Source organism: Herbaspirillum sp. UBA812 (assembly GCF_002296545.1).
GTDB classification, from domain to species: domain Bacteria; phylum Pseudomonadota; class Gammaproteobacteria; order Burkholderiales; family Burkholderiaceae_D; genus Herbaspirillum; species Herbaspirillum huttiense.
On record NZ_DBIC01000027.1, the window covers coordinates 1 to 14,484 of the forward strand.

The 14,484-nt window shown below is 62.5% G+C and carries 17 protein-coding genes; 2 read left to right on the plus strand and 15 right to left on the minus strand.

All coding sequences use genetic code 11. The features are described from left to right. Together B3873_RS01395 and B3873_RS01400 are read left to right on the plus strand one after the other, a co-directional pair. A partial coding sequence (locus B3873_RS01395; protein WP_286863671.1) for a DUF6708 domain-containing protein occupies positions 1-904 on the plus strand: 904 nt, incomplete at its 5' end. 107 nt (positions 905-1,011) lie between these two features. Then, positions 1,012-1,737: a hypothetical protein gene (locus B3873_RS01400; RefSeq protein ID WP_286863672.1), complete on the plus strand. Its 726-nt coding sequence runs from the start codon at positions 1,012-1,014 to the stop codon at positions 1,735-1,737. Between the two features lie 6 nt (positions 1,738-1,743). Here the strand turns inward: B3873_RS01400 and B3873_RS01405 are convergent, their stop codons facing one another. From B3873_RS01405 to B3873_RS01475, 15 genes are all read right to left on the minus strand, one after another. Next, positions 1,744-1,920, minus strand: a complete 177-nt coding sequence (locus B3873_RS01405; RefSeq protein ID WP_166675077.1) for a hypothetical protein — start codon at positions 1,918-1,920, stop codon at positions 1,744-1,746. After that, a complete protein-coding gene (locus B3873_RS01410) occupies positions 1,920-2,150 on the minus strand; it encodes a hypothetical protein (RefSeq protein WP_034329828.1) in 231 nt (76 codons plus the stop codon). The genes B3873_RS01405 and B3873_RS01410 overlap by 1 nt, the downstream gene beginning before the upstream one ends. Positions 2,151-2,302: 152 nt before the next feature. Next, entirely contained in the window at positions 2,303-3,694 is a 1,392-nt protein-coding gene (locus B3873_RS01415) for a TAXI family TRAP transporter solute-binding subunit (RefSeq protein WP_286863673.1), read from the minus strand. 60 nt (positions 3,695-3,754) lie between these two features. Further along, the gene (gene cynS, locus B3873_RS01420; RefSeq protein WP_039784640.1) at positions 3,755-4,198 is read right to left on the minus strand and encodes a cyanase; all 444 of its coding nucleotides are present in this window, start codon (positions 4,196-4,198) and stop codon (positions 3,755-3,757) included. Positions 4,199-4,331: 133 nt separating this feature from the next. Next, entirely contained in the window at positions 4,332-5,186 is an 855-nt protein-coding gene (locus B3873_RS01425) for an ABC transporter ATP-binding protein (RefSeq protein ID WP_286863675.1), read from the minus strand. Positions 5,187-5,199: 13 nt separating this feature from the next. Beyond that, on the minus strand, positions 5,200-6,048 hold the full coding sequence (gene ntrB, locus B3873_RS01430; protein ID WP_034329817.1) for a nitrate ABC transporter permease: 849 nt from the start codon (positions 6,046-6,048) through the stop codon (positions 5,200-5,202). Next, positions 6,048-7,451: a CmpA/NrtA family ABC transporter substrate-binding protein gene (locus B3873_RS01435; RefSeq protein ID WP_286863676.1), complete on the minus strand. Its 1,404-nt coding sequence runs from the start codon at positions 7,449-7,451 to the stop codon at positions 6,048-6,050. Before B3873_RS01435 ends, ntrB begins: the two co-directional genes overlap by 1 nt. A 190-nt stretch (positions 7,452-7,641) precedes the next feature. Next, on the minus strand, positions 7,642-8,304 hold the full coding sequence (locus B3873_RS01440; RefSeq protein ID WP_121045044.1) for a response regulator: 663 nt from the start codon (positions 8,302-8,304) through the stop codon (positions 7,642-7,644). After that, positions 8,301-9,503 (minus strand): sensor histidine kinase, encoded by a 1,203-nt coding sequence (locus B3873_RS01445; RefSeq protein ID WP_286863677.1) that lies wholly within the window; start codon positions 9,501-9,503, stop codon positions 8,301-8,303. Before B3873_RS01445 ends, B3873_RS01440 begins: the two co-directional genes overlap by 4 nt. Before the next feature lie 64 nt (positions 9,504-9,567). Continuing rightward, positions 9,568-10,329 (minus strand): SDR family NAD(P)-dependent oxidoreductase, encoded by a 762-nt coding sequence (locus B3873_RS01450; RefSeq protein WP_209534462.1) that lies wholly within the window; start codon positions 10,327-10,329, stop codon positions 9,568-9,570. Positions 10,330-10,548: 219 nt separating this feature from the next. Then, a complete protein-coding gene (locus tag B3873_RS01455; protein WP_209534463.1) occupies positions 10,549-11,268 on the minus strand; it encodes a FadR/GntR family transcriptional regulator in 720 nt (239 codons plus the stop codon). Between the two features lie 202 nt (positions 11,269-11,470). Beyond that, positions 11,471-11,791 carry a helix-turn-helix domain-containing protein gene (locus tag B3873_RS01460; protein WP_286863678.1) on the minus strand — a complete coding sequence of 107 codons (321 nt, stop codon included), beginning with the start codon at positions 11,789-11,791 and terminating at the stop codon, positions 11,471-11,473. Further along, positions 11,788-12,186, minus strand: coding sequence for a toxin (locus B3873_RS01465; protein WP_243442889.1), 399 nt, complete (start codon positions 12,184-12,186; stop codon positions 11,788-11,790). The genes B3873_RS01460 and B3873_RS01465 overlap by 4 nt, the downstream gene beginning before the upstream one ends. After that, entirely contained in the window at positions 12,186-13,514 is a 1,329-nt protein-coding gene (locus B3873_RS01470; RefSeq protein ID WP_209534464.1) for an MFS transporter, read from the minus strand. Before B3873_RS01470 ends, B3873_RS01465 begins: the two co-directional genes overlap by 1 nt. A gap of 89 nt (positions 13,515-13,603) precedes the next feature. Next, positions 13,604-14,484 (minus strand): amidohydrolase (locus B3873_RS01475; RefSeq protein ID WP_286863679.1); only part of this gene is annotated, 881 nt, incomplete at its 5' end.

Here is a 14,484-nt window from a genome sequence, read left to right on the forward strand (position 1 = left end):
CGAAGACCTGGCACCCCGCTCGTCTCCTATCGATGAAGATCAGGACTTCGATGGTATGTGCTTCAACGAGGACGTCACTGCCGTTGATGAAAACTATCTGGAGATATCCCGCGAGTCCTCGTTCATGAGAGGCGGCGGAATTCTCTTCGCGATTATGCTTTTTTCCGTTTACGGATGGAATCTGGTCCCCGATATTTTCAGATCAGGATTTTCGTGGTTTCAACCTAGTCTCCTTATCGGAATACTCTCTTTATGTGTGGCAACGGCCAGCATAATCCTCACTTTAAAACTTCTCTATCTCGACCTACGCCTCCCGCGCGACACCCCGATTCGCTTCAACCGCAAGACTCAAAAAATCTATGTCTACGAATTTGTGAAACCGAAATACTGGTTCCAATTATGGCGCACGGAAATCAAGGTCCATGACTGGAATTGCATCGAGGCGGAACTCATCAAGATAGCGGGCTATACAGGAAAGGCTTATGTGGTCAGACACGAACTACTCCTCGTCGTCTGTCGCCCGGGAACCAATGAGGTAGTGGACAGAATCTCCCTCAAAGGCCTGGAGCCTCTCGACGCAATCCTGGCTGAGATGTGGGCTGGCATGCGCCGCTTCATGGAGGGCGGCCCAGACGCCGTACCCGGCATCGAAACCAAAGTCCGTGAAATTGGTTTCTTGTACAGCCTGTTTGCGTACATGCCTTATCTCTCACCGAGCGAAGCAGGTATCCGGTTTCGCAACAGCATGCGCTGGCATGACTGGGGGCTGGCCTGCATCACGATCTGGTTCTTCTGGCTCTGGTTCCCACTGGGCATCTGCCATCACTTCGCTATCTCCTGCGCGCCCGAACCACAATGGCCTATCGGGATCGATGCAGAAAGCCGATCACTTCAATCGCCCTGAAATCGATGCGTTGCCCAAGACAACACGACGACATCAGATCGGTGAATAATCGCAAGGGAATCCATGGTCCGCGCAAGTCATGCGCAGTCCCCCAAAAGGAAAACACAATGCTGATTTTCAATCATGTGACCGGCGCTGACTACATCGATTTCGATCCAGCGACAGGGCTCTGGCGTTATCCGGAAACAGAGCCCCACACACCGGAGCTGGACATCATCGCAAGGTTCGCGCTCCCGGTACGCGGAAGCTTCACGGAAGTGGACGGGCATCGCTATTACCTCTACTGGACAGCAGATCGCACCTTGATTTTCAGGCTTCCGGAGTGCACGGAGTACGCCTTGTTCCGCCACCTTGATGGCGCACACTTTGCAGATTTGCGAGAGGAAAAACGTATTGAGATCGGGCCTGCAACCTCTTGCGATGGCACGGCCATCCCAGGATATTCAACTGTCCGGTTACACGACAAAAACGGCGCCTTATTGCACCAGGTTTCTTATTTTTCTCACCGGTATCTCCAGCTCTACATGATGGACATCACGCCCTTTACGGACAGAGATCTTGGCACATGGGACTTCTTTGTTGCACTGAAGGACGCCTGCGAGAAAATCGGTGCCAAGTGCTCAAGCAAACCCGAGGATCTCGCTCTCGTCACGAGAATTCGCGCCATCACCGGCGAACCCTGTCCCCGCGATGGCTACTGGCTAATCGCCGATACGATGGACAAGCAGATGGAGCTGCAACGAGGCCAGTCGATGCCGCCCCATCAGGGCCGTAACGTCTGTTGGGAGTGGGTCTCTCGTGACTTCATTCCAGAGGGACTTTACTCGGATTGAAACGAATCACGACGCGTAATCCGACACAGCTGTCCGGGAACAATCCAGCACGGACGCATCATTGGCCGCCTCCGGTTTCTCGGCCACCATCCCCGCCTGCGGGCTCAGCGGCAGCCAGGCTTGATCCACCCCGGCCACCCGGCCGCAGGCATCCACCACCAGCCAGTCAAGCGCACGCCGCATCAGCCGCGCGCCTTCGACAGCACCACCAGCCAGCGGCGGAACAGCAGGATTTCCACATGGCCGGGCTCGATGCCCGCGCTGCATTCAATCACCGGATTGACCCGGTAACGGCGCACGTAGGTATCACGGCAGATGAAGATTTCGCGGCGACCCAGGCGGATGGCCAGCGAAGACGGGGTGGACGATGCAACAGCGAAGCGAGCGTCGGAAGCAAGATCAAAGTGGGTCATGGCAGCGATTCCTCTTCTTGTCGATAGGAGGCTTCACTTTAGCATAATACTGTATGAATACACAGTACTTTTTATACAGTACTGTACACACCATGGCGAGCATACAACAGCCGCCGCCACCCTGCCCTTCCGAGCCCGTCACGGCGTGGCGCTCAGGCCACACCGGCCGCCAGCCGGGCCCGGACGAAGCCGATATGCTCCCGCAGCACGTAGAACTGGTCGGCAAAGGCCAGCGGCATCTTCATGCGATTGACCGCAATCTCGATCTCGTCCAGGCGTTTGAGCATCTCGGCCTGCTCCTCCGGCGACTCGCGCGAGAGCCCGCGTTCCAGCGCGATCAGCTCGCCATACCAGCGATAGATGCGCGAACGCACGCGCCAGCCATACAGCATCGGCACCAGGCGAATGCCCGGAATCAACAACAGGATCACCGGCAGCACGATCACCACCGCACGGTCCACCAGGCTGCCCATCCAGAAGGGCAAAGTGCGATAGAAGAAAGTCTTGCCGGACTTGTAGTAGCGCGCCGCATCGTCGCTGATCGGATACTCATGCTCCAGCGGGGCCGGGAATTCCCCGGCCTTCTGCATCACGTTGGCTTTGCCATGCACCTCGCGGGCGGCGGCGATGAGGAGGTCCGAGAGCGCCGGATGCAGGTCCTCGCGCGCCACCAGCTCAGCCGTGGGCGCAATCAGTTGGGTATCCCGCGCCGGCAGGTTGTGCGCCAGGTCGAACACGCCCATGGGCATTTTGAGGGTATTGAGATAGCGGAAGCGCCGCACGTAGGCATCGGCCTGCGAGAAATCCAGCAGCCGGATGCCGGGCGCGCGCAAGAGCTTGCCCATGGTGGCCACCGAGACCGAATCACCCATCAGGAAGGCCGCATCGATCTTGCCGCTGGTCAGCGCCTGCGCGGCCTCGTCGCCGCCGATGTTCAACAGCTGGGTGCTGCCGCCCGACTCGACGCCATTGGCCTTGAGCAGCGTGGCCGCCAGCACGCTGGAACCACTGCCCTCCCCACCGATGGCAATCCGCTTGCCCGCCAGCTCCGACAGCTGCCGCAATGGCGGCACCGGCCGGCCATCCTCACGCGGCGGCGGCGCGCGGTAATACACCGACACCGGGACATAGGAAATACTGCCCAGCGATACCAGCGGGCTCAAGGATTCGGCCGGTACTGCGCCGGCCAAGCCACCCTGCACGAAACCGACTTCCACATTCTGGTCGGGGTCGGCCAGGCGCTTGAGGTTGTCCAGCGAGCCGCCGGTCTCGACGATGTCCAGCCGGATGCCGTCGCGCGCCAGCAGCGCCTTGTAGCGTTCGGCCACGCGCCAGAAATTGCTGTCCTTGGGACCGGCAGCAATGGTGATGGACGACGGCGGCGCCGGCCGGATCAGCCAGATCACCAGCCATGCGCCGATCAGGATCAGCAGGATGATGGGACCGAAGCTGACGGCGAGATCGCGCCACGAGATGGCCACGAAGCGCGCCCGGATGCGGGTGGCCGAGGGCGCGTAGGCGGAGAGTTTCTTGTCTTTGAGCATGCGCGCTATTCTAGCCGCGCATTCCGCCTTTGCATCGCCGCGCTTGTAACCCGATGTGACTCAATAGGTTTTATAAGGCAGGAACTTGCCCGACAGCATCACATTGACGCGATCGCCATTGGGGTCGGCCTGGCGCTGGATATCCATCTTGAAATCGATGGCACTCATGATGCCGTCGCCGAACTCTTCGTGGATCAGTTCCTTGATGGTGCTGCCATAGACACTGACGATCTCGTACCAGCGATAGATCAGCGGATCGGTCGGCACCGGGGTCGGCAGCGATCCCTTGTAAGGCACGATCTGCAGCCACAGCGTTTCTTCGTCGGTGAGTTCGAACAGTTCCTGCGCCGCGGCGGCCTGCTTGGCCGTCAGGGTCATCTGGCCCAGCATGGCGGCGGTAGTCCACTCCTTGCTCTGGCCGATACGCTCGGCGATCTGGGCCCAGGTCATCTTCTTGCTGACCTTGGCGGTGACGATCTTCTGGGTGACTTGATTGCGGTCCATGCGCTCTCTCCTTGTGGTGGACGAAAAATGAAAACCGACGACACTTTGTAGTGCGCGTCATCGATCCTGACGAAACGATGCTGCAAAACGACGATATAAACTGACGAAATGGCAGGTCACCCTGCCCCTGCCTTCATGCCGCAACCTGCTCCAGCCCCGGCATGACGATGCGGGTCGGCAGGCGCGCTGCGCCGCTGGCCTGCGCTGCCTGGATCTGGCGCGAACGATGCACCAGGAAATCGACCAGGTGATTGCGGATGCGATAGAACTGCGGATCGTGGTGCATGCCTTCGCGCGTGCGGTTCTTGGGCAGCGTGTTGATGACCACCTCGGCGATGCAGGCCTGCGGGCCGTTGGACATGAGGAAGATCTTGTCCGCCAGCAGGATCGCTTCATCGACGTCGTGGGTAATCATGAACACGGTCTGGTGCGTGGCCGCGCAGATCTTCAGCAACTCGTCCTGCACCACGCCACGGGTCAAGGCATCGAGCGCACCGAAGGGCTCGTCCATCAACAGCATCTTGGGCTCGATGGAAAAGGCGCGTGCAATGCCCACGCGCTGCTTCATGCCGCCCGAGAGTTCGGAGGGCTTCTTGTGTTCAGCGCCCTTCAGTCCCACCATCTCAATGAACCGCCGTGCATGCTCCTCGGCCTTGACACGCGGCCAGTCCGGCCAGCGCGAACGCACCGCGAACACCACATTGCCCAGCACGCTGAACCAGGGCATGAGGGCGTGGCTCTGGAACACCACACCACGATCCAGGCTCGGTCCCTTGACTTCGCGCTGGTCCATGATGACGACACCCTCGCTGGCCGCGTCCAGCCCGGCCAGCACGTTGAGGATGGTGGTCTTGCCGCAGCCCGAGTGCCCGATCACGCAGACGAATTCACCGCGATCGATACCGAAGGACACCTGCTCGAACACCGGCGTCGCACCCGCTGCATAACGCTTGGCCAAGCCCTGCACGCTCAGGAAATTGTGATCCATGCTGCTGCTCCCTTCATTCGACATAGGTGACCCACTTCTGCAGCCGCGCAAAGATCAGGTCCAGCACCATGCCGGTCACGCCGATGACCAGGATAGCGAAGATCACGCTGGTCAGCGACAGGTTGTTCCATTCATTCCAGACGAAGTAGCCGATGCCGGTTCCGCCCACCAGCATCTCGGCGGCCACGATCACCAGCCAGGCGATGCCCATGGAGATGCGCATGCCGGTCAGGATGGTGGGCGCTGCCGCCGGCAGGATCACCAGGAAGGCGCGCCGCAGCGGTGCCACCTCCAGCGTCTTGGCCACGTTCAACCAGTCGCGCCTCACCGAGGCCACCCCGAAGGCGGTGTTCATCAGCATCGGCCAGACCGAGCAGATGAAGATCACGAACACCCCCGACACCGAGGAATCCTTGATGGTGTAGAGCGCCAGCGGCATCCAGGCCAGCGGGGAAATAGGCTTCAAGATCTGGATGAAGGGATTGAGCGCACGCTGCATCAGCGGCGACATCCCCAGCAGGAACCCCAGCGGCACCGCCACCACCGCCGCAATCGCAAACCCCAGCCCGACCCGGCCCAGCGAATAGGCCAGCTGGATGCCGATGCCCTTGTCATTGGGACCGTTGTCGTAGAAAGGATTGCTCAGTTCCTTGCGGATGGTCTCGCCCATCTGCGCCAGTCCGGGGAAGCCATCACGCTTGGCCGCGCCGCTGCTCTTGCCCATCAGCCTGGCGTACTCATCCTGGGCGGCACTGGCGGCGCTCTCCTTGGGCAGCGTGGCCAGGTGCCACACCATCAGCAGTGCGGCCAGCAGCAGCAGGGAAATGAGCGCAGCGCGCCAGCCTAAATGCCGGCCCTGCATCACGCGCTCCTCTTGATGGCGAAGCTGTTCACGTAGGCGTCGGCCTTGTTGGCATCGAACTCCTTGCCCATGATGGAATACTTGCGGTAGGCCCCGTCCGGCACCGGCTGGCCCAGCTCCTTCATGTGCTTCTTGGCCTCGGTCAGCAGCAGTACCTTTTCGGCGATGGCCTTGTAGTCGACGTCGCCCTTGATGTAGCCCCAGCGCTTCATCTGCGTGAGGATCCACACCCCCATCGAATCCCAGGGCACCGGATCGAAGTCGGCGCGGCCAGGCACGTTCTTGACGTTGCCCAGGCCATCGGCGAAGCGGCCGGTGAGCACCTGCTCCACCACCGTCTCCGGCTGGTTCAGGTAGGCCGGCGGCGAGATCACCTTGGCCACCAGCGAGCGGTTGGCCGGATCGCGGGCCATGGCCGCAGCAGTCAGCACGGCGCGGAACAGTGCCGCGAAGGTGTTGGGATTCTGCTTGATGAACTCTTCGGAGGTGCCGAAGGCGCAGCAGGGGTGCCCGTCCCAGATATCCTTGGAGAGGATATGAATGAAACCGACCTCGTCATAGACCGCGCGCTGGTTGAACGGGTCCGGCCCGAGGAAACCGTCGATGTTGCCTGCGCGCAGGTTGGCCACCATTTCCGGCGGGGGCGTCACGCGGATCTGCACGTCGCGGTCCGGGTCCAGGCCGTGCTCGGCCAGGTAGTAGCGCAGCAGGAAATTGTGCATCGAATATTCGAAGGGGACGGCGAACTTGAAGCCCTTCCATTGTTTGGGATCGCGCTTGTCCTTGTGCTTGGTATGCAGCGTGATGGCCTGGCCGTTGATGTTCTGGATGGTGGCCACGCGCATCTGCGTGGCATTGCTGCCCACGCCCATGGACATGGCGATGGGCATGGGCGAGAGGAAGTGCGAGGCGTCGTGTTCCTTGTTGATCATCTTGTCGCGGATCAGCGCCCAGCCGGCCGTCTTGTTGAGCGACACGTTCAGGCCCTGCTTGCGATAGAAGCCCAGCGGATCGGCCATGATGAGCGGTGCGGCACAGGTGATGGCGATGAAGCCGATCTTGAGGTCCTTCTTTTCCAGCGCGCCATTCTTTTCCTGCGCCATGGCCTGCAGCGAGCCCAGCGGCAGCACGCTGGCAATGGCCGCGCGCGCCGCATTCTTGCCCACTGCGCGCAGGAAATCACGGCGTTCGGCCACGCGCGGGAAGAGCGAACGCATCAGAGCTTCTTCCACCACGTCATTGGTCAGGGTTTCGACATTGCGGCCACGCTGCAGGCGCAGCTGCTCGGCCAGCACATCGGCCTCGTGCTGCTGCTGGCTGCCGTGGCGGCCGCAGGAACAGCCCTGCCCGGCGCGTTCGGCTTCATAGGTGTGGAACAGATTGGTCTCTGGTGCGTCCGGCATGATTCCCCCGTTTGGTGAATGTGAGGTGAGTTGCTGCTTTCACCTGCACTACCTGCAAGGGATTTGCCAGCGCGCTGCATTACGTCATGGGCTCACGACATCTTGTAGTGCTGCCACTACAAGCAGCGTCGATCGCATCGTCAGAATGACGAAAACGCGCTGCAAAATGACGACACACGGTGAGAAATGCTCACACCGGCAGCAACTGGTGCCGCACGGCATACATGGCGATGCCCACATCATTGGAAGCCCCGGTCTTCTCCAGGATGCGGCTGCGATAGGTGCTCACCGTATTGGGGCTCAGCTCCAGCTGGTCGGCAATTTCCTTGACGCTGCGCCCGGCGGCGATCAACTGGAAGACCTGGTATTCGCGGTGCGACAGGCTCTCATGCGCGGCGCGCTGCGGGGCCGTGGCGCGCTGGGCCAGGCCGGAGGCCAGCGTCTCGGCCATCTGTGCGCTCACGTAGAGGCCGCCGCCAGCGGCCTTGCGAATGGCTTCCACCAGTTGTTCGGGATCGGTGCTCTTGTTGAGATAACCCGCTGCGCCCAGCTTGTAGCAGCGGGCCGCGTATTGTTTCTCGGGATAGGTGGATAGCATCAGCACCGGCAGGCGCGGCATCTCCTGCTTGATCTGGCGCAGCACGTCCAGCCCGTCCTGCTGGGGGATGGCGATGTCCAGCAGCACCAGGTCGATCGCCTCCACCCGCGCACTGTGCAGCACCTCCGGCCCGCTGGCGCATTCGGCGGCCACTTCGATGTCGGGCGTGTCGGCCAGGATCTGCTTCAAGCCCTCGCGCACGATGCGATGGTCGTCGCAGAGCAGGATGCGGATGTTGTCGCCGGGACGGCTCATGGCAGCTCCCGGCGGGCGTGATGGGGCAGGCGCAGGCAGACCAGCGTGCCCGGCCTGCCGTACTCTGGTGCATACCGCGCACCAGCAATGCTCAATGCGCCACCGAAGTGCAAGGCGCGCTCGCGCATGCCCATCACGCCATAGGACGTGGCCGCTTCCTGCGCGGCGCGGGGCGTGCCCACGCCATCGTCTTCCACTTCCATGCGCAGTTCTGCCGGGGTGAGGTGAACCGCGATGCGCACCTGCGTGGCCTGCGCGTGGCGCGCCACATTGGAGAGCATTTCCTGGAAGATGCGAAACGCCGCCGTGGCCTTGGCCCCATCCGGGACGAAGGCTTCCGGCGCGATATCGAACTCGACCTCGCAGGGCAATTCGGTGGCTTCCGAGAATTCCTGCACCTGCCATTCCAGGGCGGCAATCAGGCCCTGGTGATCGAGGATGCTGGGGCGCAGGTCGGTGATGATGCGTCCCACATTGTCCACTGCGGTTTCGATCAGGCGGCTCATGGCCTCGCACTTGCGCGCCACCGGATCGAGGTGGGTGACGCGCTTGGCCATCCAGTTCACATCCAGTTTGAGTGCCACCAGCAGGCTGCCCAGTTCGTCATGGATTTCGCGGGCGATGCGGGTGCGTTCGTCCTCGCGCACCGAATGCGCATGCGCCGACAACTGCCGCACCTGGCGCAGCGCGGCTGACAGCTCGCGGGTGCGCTCGGCCACGCGCACTTCCAGTTCGGCCTTGGCCCGCTGCAACTGTTCCTCGGCCTGGCGCCGTTTGGAGATATCGCTGAAGGCGATCACCGCCCCGCGCACCTGGCCGGCATCGATGATCTGGTAGGAAGAATATTCGGTCGCGAAGCAGCTGCCATCGGCGCGCCAGAACACTTCCTGGTCGACCCGGCAGGACTCGCCCTTGCGGAAGGCCTTCAGGATCGGGCATTCGGCCTCGGGGTAATGGCCGCCGTGTTCATGGCTGTGATGCACCAGTTCGTGCATGTTGTGGCCCAGCACGTCTGCCGGCGCGTAGCCCAGCATCGCCGCACCGGCGCGGTTGATGAAGGTGCAGCGCCCCTCCAGGTCGATACCGTAGATGCCCTCGCCGGTGGAGTCCAGCAGCAGGGCCAGCTTGTCGCGCAGCAGGCCGCCTGGCGGGGCCAGGGCGGCAGCAGTGGAAACGGGCAGGAAAGGATCGTGGCGCATGATCCTCCCTGCCGCAAGAGCCATGCCAGAACCGGCCCGGCGCGGCGCGGCGCGGCGCCGGACCTTACGGCATGTACTGGCCGCCGTTGACGTCGATGATCTGGCCGGTGACGTAGCCCGACATCTGGTCCGAGGCCAGGTAGAGGAAGGCGCCGCTGCATTCGTCGGGCTCGCCGATGCGCCCCATGGGAATGGTCTTGCGGAAACCTTCCAGTTGTTCCGGGGTGGTGAAGCGTTCCTGGAATGGCGTCATGATCACGCCCGGCGCCACCGCATTGACGCGGATCTTGTCGGCCAGCAATTCCTTGGCCATGCCGCGCGTGATGGTGCTGACGAATCCTTTGGAAGCCGCATAGATCAGCGCACCGGGGCCGCCGCCATGGCGTGCCGCCACCGAGGTGACGTTGATGATGTTGCCGCCGCCCTGGCCGCGCATGACGGGAATGACCGCACGCGTGAAGGCCACCACCGAGCGGGCGTTGATGTTGATGATCTCGTCGAAGAGTTCATCGGTGACCGTTTCCAGCGGGGCCCGCTTGACCAGTGCGCCGGCGTTGTTGATGAGCACGTCGATGCGGCCCATCTGCTCCACGGCCTTGGTGACGGCGGCGTTGATGGCCGCCGTATCGCGCACATCCGCGCCGATGGTGACGGCCTTGCTGCCGGCGGCGCGCACTTCTGCGGCCACGGCCTCCGCCTCTTCCTTCGAGCTGTTGTAGTGAACCACCACGTGCGCGCCACGTGCCGCGAAGGCGCGCGCGGCGGCGGCGCCGATACCGGTGCTTGCACCGCTGATGAAGACGACTTTACCTGCCAGATCCAGCATGCTGTTCTCCTGCAATCGATTGATAAGGAAAGATCCTGCCTGTCCGGCTTGTAGAAGTGCCGCATCAACAGGCGGCCCTGCGCGCCTTGCCGGTATCGCTTCTTGTGAGGGGCACCGCGGCCATGCTGCGGCTGTGCTGCCACGCCGCCGTTGTGGAATGCTGCGGGACCAGCCCGGCAGCAACGGCGACGCTTCTTGCGTTGGATCGTGCCTGTTGTCTCAGTCGTGGACCGATTCGTTCTGGCTGCGTCCGGCACTGCGATAGGCATCGCGCACCCGCAGCAGGTGGTTGCGCATGGCTTCGGAGGCCTGGTGCGGATCGCGCGCCTTCAGCGCATCGAGGATGTCGCGGTGGTCCTGCAGGCTGCGTTCCAGCGTGGAGGGGATGCGCGAGGTGATGGAGCGGCTCTTCTTGCCCAGCATGTAGAGACTGCCGGCGACGCTTTGCAGGAAGGGGTTGTTGCAGGCCTCGATGATGGCCTCGTGGAATTCCACATCCGCTGCGGAGAAGGCCGCCGGGTCCGACAGCAACCGCGCCTCATCCTCGACGTTGCGCGCCAGGCGCGCCAGTTCGGCGTCGTCGATATGGGTCGCGGCCAGCGCGGCCACGCCGGTCTCGATGATGAGACGGGCGTCGAACAGCGCTTCCAGCGTGCCGGGGTTGAGATCGATGATCATCTCCAGCGGCTCCAGCAGCTCGCGCGTTTCCAGCGAACTGACGAAGGTGCCTTCGCCCTGGCGGATGCGCAGCAGGCCCAGCAGGGCCAGCCCGCGAATGGCTTCCCGCACGGCAGGACGGCCCACGCCCAGCATGGCTGCCAGTTCGCGCTCGGGCGGCAGCTGCTGGTCGGGTTTCAGCAAGCCGCTGCGGATCATGGTCAGCAGCCGCTGGGCTACCTGCTCGGAAATGGATTTCTGGACGATGGGGTCGAAGGACATGCTCTCTGGGTATCTGCCTGTAGGGTGAATCGCTGCCGTCGCGGCAGTGTCGGCCTGGCCCGCCAGCCCGGCGTGTGCGGGCGACAAAAGGTATGACCAATCGGGGGTGAGGATAGGTATGGGGAGGGAATGTGTCAAGCGGCGGGAAAATTGGTGCGGTGCGCAAGAAATGAGGCGATATCGCACCGCCCATCAGGTGCCGTCACACCAATGCGCTGATCCGTGCGAAGAGCGTGGGGTCTTGGTCCACCAACTTGAGCAACACGGCTGCCTGCGCGTTGGGCCGTGATACGCCCTGCTCCCAGTTTTGATACGTCCGCGGATTGACACGCAGGCTGCGGGCCATGATCGCCTGAGACACCCAAGCCTTGCCCCGTACCCGTTGAATCTCCTCGGCTGTGATCGTGACCGGCTCCGGCGATAGCTTGACTTTGCTTGTGCGCAAGGTCAGCTTGCCCTCTCGCTCATTGGCCATGTCTTGCACGCCCGCCATCAACTCTTCGAATAAATTTCTTTTTTTCATGATGTCTTCCTTGAGGACAGTTCATCTTCCAGCGCACGCCTGAGCAGTTTTCTCTGATGAGCAGTGAGGTCGTTCATCTCATCTTTGTCGTAGATAGAGCAAAGCCAGAAGTGGCATTGTTCGTCCCAAAAATAGTAGATCACTCTCAGGCCACCACGTTTTCCCTTGCAACGACGCGCATCAGGAAAACGAATCTTTCGAAGTCCCCCCGCATCCTTGATGAGGCTTCCCGCTTGCGGCTGCCGCATCAGCATCTGCTGAAGCGTTGCAAAGTCATCGTCCGAGAGGTAGTTCTCCCGGACTGCTGCAAACATTCGCGTTTCTTTGAAGATCGCTTCCATCCGCGAACCATACGCATCTCGCGTATAGTTCGCCATCGTACCATAGTGCAGCATCAATCCAGCTTCTGCCCCGCCGTCTCCCGCACCATGGCAATGGCCACCAGTGAGATGAGGCCGGTGCCGATCACATACCAGGCCGGACCCAGGTTGGAACCGGTGACCTTGACCAGCCAGGTGGCGATGAACTGCGAGAAGCCGCCAAAGATCGATACGCCCAGTCCATAGCACAGGGCCAGCCCGGTCGCCCGCACGCGGCGCGGGAACAGTTCGGTCATCATGACCACGCTGGAGACCGAAGTGAAGACCATGGGAATGACCATCACCGTCACCGCCGTCAGCAGGCCCATGCCGCTGCGCAGATGGTTCATCAGCATGAAGGCCGGGAACACCAGGACGATCAGCGCCAGGCGCGACCAGGTGGCCACCGGCTTGCGGCCGAGGCGATCAGTCAGGATGCCGGCCGGCGCACACAGCAGCAACTGTAGCAGGCCGGCCAGCCAGGAGGCCCACAGCGCCAGCGAGAACGGCATGTGCAGGATGGCCTTGGCATAGGTGGTGATGTAGTGCATCACGATGTAGTTGGCCGAGGTCCCGCCGATGACGATGGCCGTGCCCAGCAGCAATGGTTTGCGATGCGCCTGCAGGATCTCGCTCAGGGCACCCGGTGCCCGCTTGCCCGGCTGGCCTGACGCGGGCGCATGTTCCACCTCGGCGGTCTCATCGAGGAAACGGCGGATGTAATTGCCGATCGGCACCAGCAGCAGGCCGACGACGAATGGCAGACGCCAGCCCCAGCTTTCCAGCTGCTCAGCAGTCAGCGCATAGGTCAGCAACAGTCCCACGCCGGAGCCGACCAGCGTGCTGAGCGCCTGGCTGAACAGTTGCCAGCTGCTGTAGAAACCACGCGTCCTGTCGTCCGCGTATTCCAGCAGCATGGAGGTCGACGCGCCCACTTCGCCGCCCACCGCAAAGCCCTGGATCATGCGGCCGGCGATCATCAGCAGCGGCGCGGCCAATCCGATCTGGGCATAGGTCGGGGCCACGATGAAGATGGCCGAGCCCACCGCCATGAGCCACAAGCTCAAGGTCATGGCCGGCTTGCGTCCGCGCCGGTCGGCGAACTGCCCCATGATGATGCCGCCCAGCGGGCGCATCAGGAAACCCACCCCGAAGGTGGCCAGCGACATCATCAGCGAAGCCCATTCCGAGGTACTGGGAAAGAACTGGCGACCGATGATGGCCGCAAAGTAGGTGTAGATGGAAAAATCGAAAAACTCCAGGCCATTGCCGATGGTGATGGCGGCGATCTTCTTGGCCTTGGAAACCGGAGCGGGTACGGCAGCAGCGGGGCTGACGGCGGCTGAGTGGCTGTTGCTGTTCATGGTGTGGGTGGCCCTTCTGTCATGTCTGTTGTGCGTTGGCAGCGCCCGGCGAGATTGCGCCGCCGGGTGCCGTTCTCCCCTGTGACGGATCAGGCCACCAGCGGCGCGTCCGACAGGAAGCGCTGGGTCAGCTTGACCCAGTAGCTGGCCGCGATCGGCAGGATGCCGTCATTGAAGTCATAGCGCGGGTTGTGCACCATGCAGCCGCCCTGCTCTCCTTCCCCATTGCCGATGATGACGTAGCAGCCCGGGCATTGCTCCAGCATGAAGGAGAAATCCTCGCTGCCCGTCAGTTGCTGGACGTTCTCGATGAAGGCGTCCTGTCCCAGCCAATCACGCACCACGCCTTCGGCAAAGGCGGTCATGCCCGCATCGTTCTGCAGCGCCGGATAACGCCAGTGGTAATCGACCTCCGCCCGCGCGCCCATGGCCTGCGCCTGGGTCTGGGCCAGCTCGGTGATGCGCTGGCGCAGCAGCGCCCGCACCTCGGGCGAGTAGGCGCGCACCGACAGGCGCAGCTCGGCGGTCTCGGCGATCACGTTGGGGGCATTGCCCGCATGCAGCGCACCGACTGTCACCACCGCCATCTGGCGCGGATCGACATTGCGCGCGACCACGCTCTGCAACGCCACTACCAGATAGGAGGCCACCAGAATTGCATCGACCGTGATGTGCGGCATGGAGCCATGCCCCCCATTGCCGATGATCTTGATGATGACAGTATCGGACGAAGCCATGAAGGCCCCCGGCAGGGTACCGAACTTGCCCACCGGATAACCGGGCATGTTGTGAAAGGCGAACACACCATCGCAGGGAAATCGCTCGAACAGGCCATCTTCGACCATCTTGCGCGCACCGCCCAGGCCTTCTTCGGCGGGCTGGAAGATCAGGTGCAGGGTGCCATCGAAGTCGGTGTCCTTGAGCTCGCGCGCGGCCGCCAGCAGGCTGGCGGTATGGCCGTCATGGCCGC

What these genes read in the sequence shown, in the direction of transcription:
- B3873_RS01455 (WP_209534463.1), bottom strand. Translation starts at nt 11,268, where the DNA reads ATGTCCTTCGACCCCATCGTCCAGAAATCCATTTCCGAGCAGGTAGCC.
- B3873_RS01405 (WP_166675077.1), bottom strand. Translation starts at nt 1,920, where the DNA reads ATGCGGCGTGCGCTTGACTGGCTGGTGGTGGATGCCTGCGGCCGGGTG.
- B3873_RS01460 (WP_286863678.1), bottom strand. Translation starts at nt 11,791, where the DNA reads ATGAAAAAAAGAAATTTATTCGAAGAGTTGATGGCGGGCGTGCAAGAC.
- B3873_RS01465 (WP_243442889.1), bottom strand. Translation starts at nt 12,186, where the DNA reads ATGCTGCACTATGGTACGATGGCGAACTATACGCGAGATGCGTATGGT.
- B3873_RS01450 (WP_209534462.1), bottom strand. Translation starts at nt 10,329, where the DNA reads ATGCTGGATCTGGCAGGTAAAGTCGTCTTCATCAGCGGTGCAAGCACC.
- B3873_RS01440 (WP_121045044.1), bottom strand. Translation starts at nt 8,304, where the DNA reads ATGAGCCGTCCCGGCGACAACATCCGCATCCTGCTCTGCGACGACCAT.
- B3873_RS01425 (WP_286863675.1), bottom strand. Translation starts at nt 5,186, where the DNA reads ATGGATCACAATTTCCTGAGCGTGCAGGGCTTGGCCAAGCGTTATGCA.
- B3873_RS01415 (WP_286863673.1), bottom strand. Translation starts at nt 3,694, where the DNA reads ATGCTCAAAGACAAGAAACTCTCCGCCTACGCGCCCTCGGCCACCCGC.
- cynS (WP_039784640.1), bottom strand. Translation starts at nt 4,198, where the DNA reads ATGGACCGCAATCAAGTCACCCAGAAGATCGTCACCGCCAAGGTCAGC.
- ntrB (WP_034329817.1), bottom strand. Translation starts at nt 6,048, where the DNA reads ATGCAGGGCCGGCATTTAGGCTGGCGCGCTGCGCTCATTTCCCTGCTG.
- B3873_RS01410 (WP_034329828.1), bottom strand. Translation starts at nt 2,150, where the DNA reads ATGACCCACTTTGATCTTGCTTCCGACGCTCGCTTCGCTGTTGCATCG.
- B3873_RS01435 (WP_286863676.1), bottom strand. Translation starts at nt 7,451, where the DNA reads ATGCCGGACGCACCAGAGACCAATCTGTTCCACACCTATGAAGCCGAA.
- B3873_RS01400 (WP_286863672.1), top strand. Translation starts at nt 1,012, where the DNA reads ATGCTGATTTTCAATCATGTGACCGGCGCTGACTACATCGATTTCGAT.
- B3873_RS01445 (WP_286863677.1), bottom strand. Translation starts at nt 9,503, where the DNA reads ATGCGCCACGATCCTTTCCTGCCCGTTTCCACTGCTGCCGCCCTGGCC.
- B3873_RS01470 (WP_209534464.1), bottom strand. Translation starts at nt 13,514, where the DNA reads ATGAACAGCAACAGCCACTCAGCCGCCGTCAGCCCCGCTGCTGCCGTA.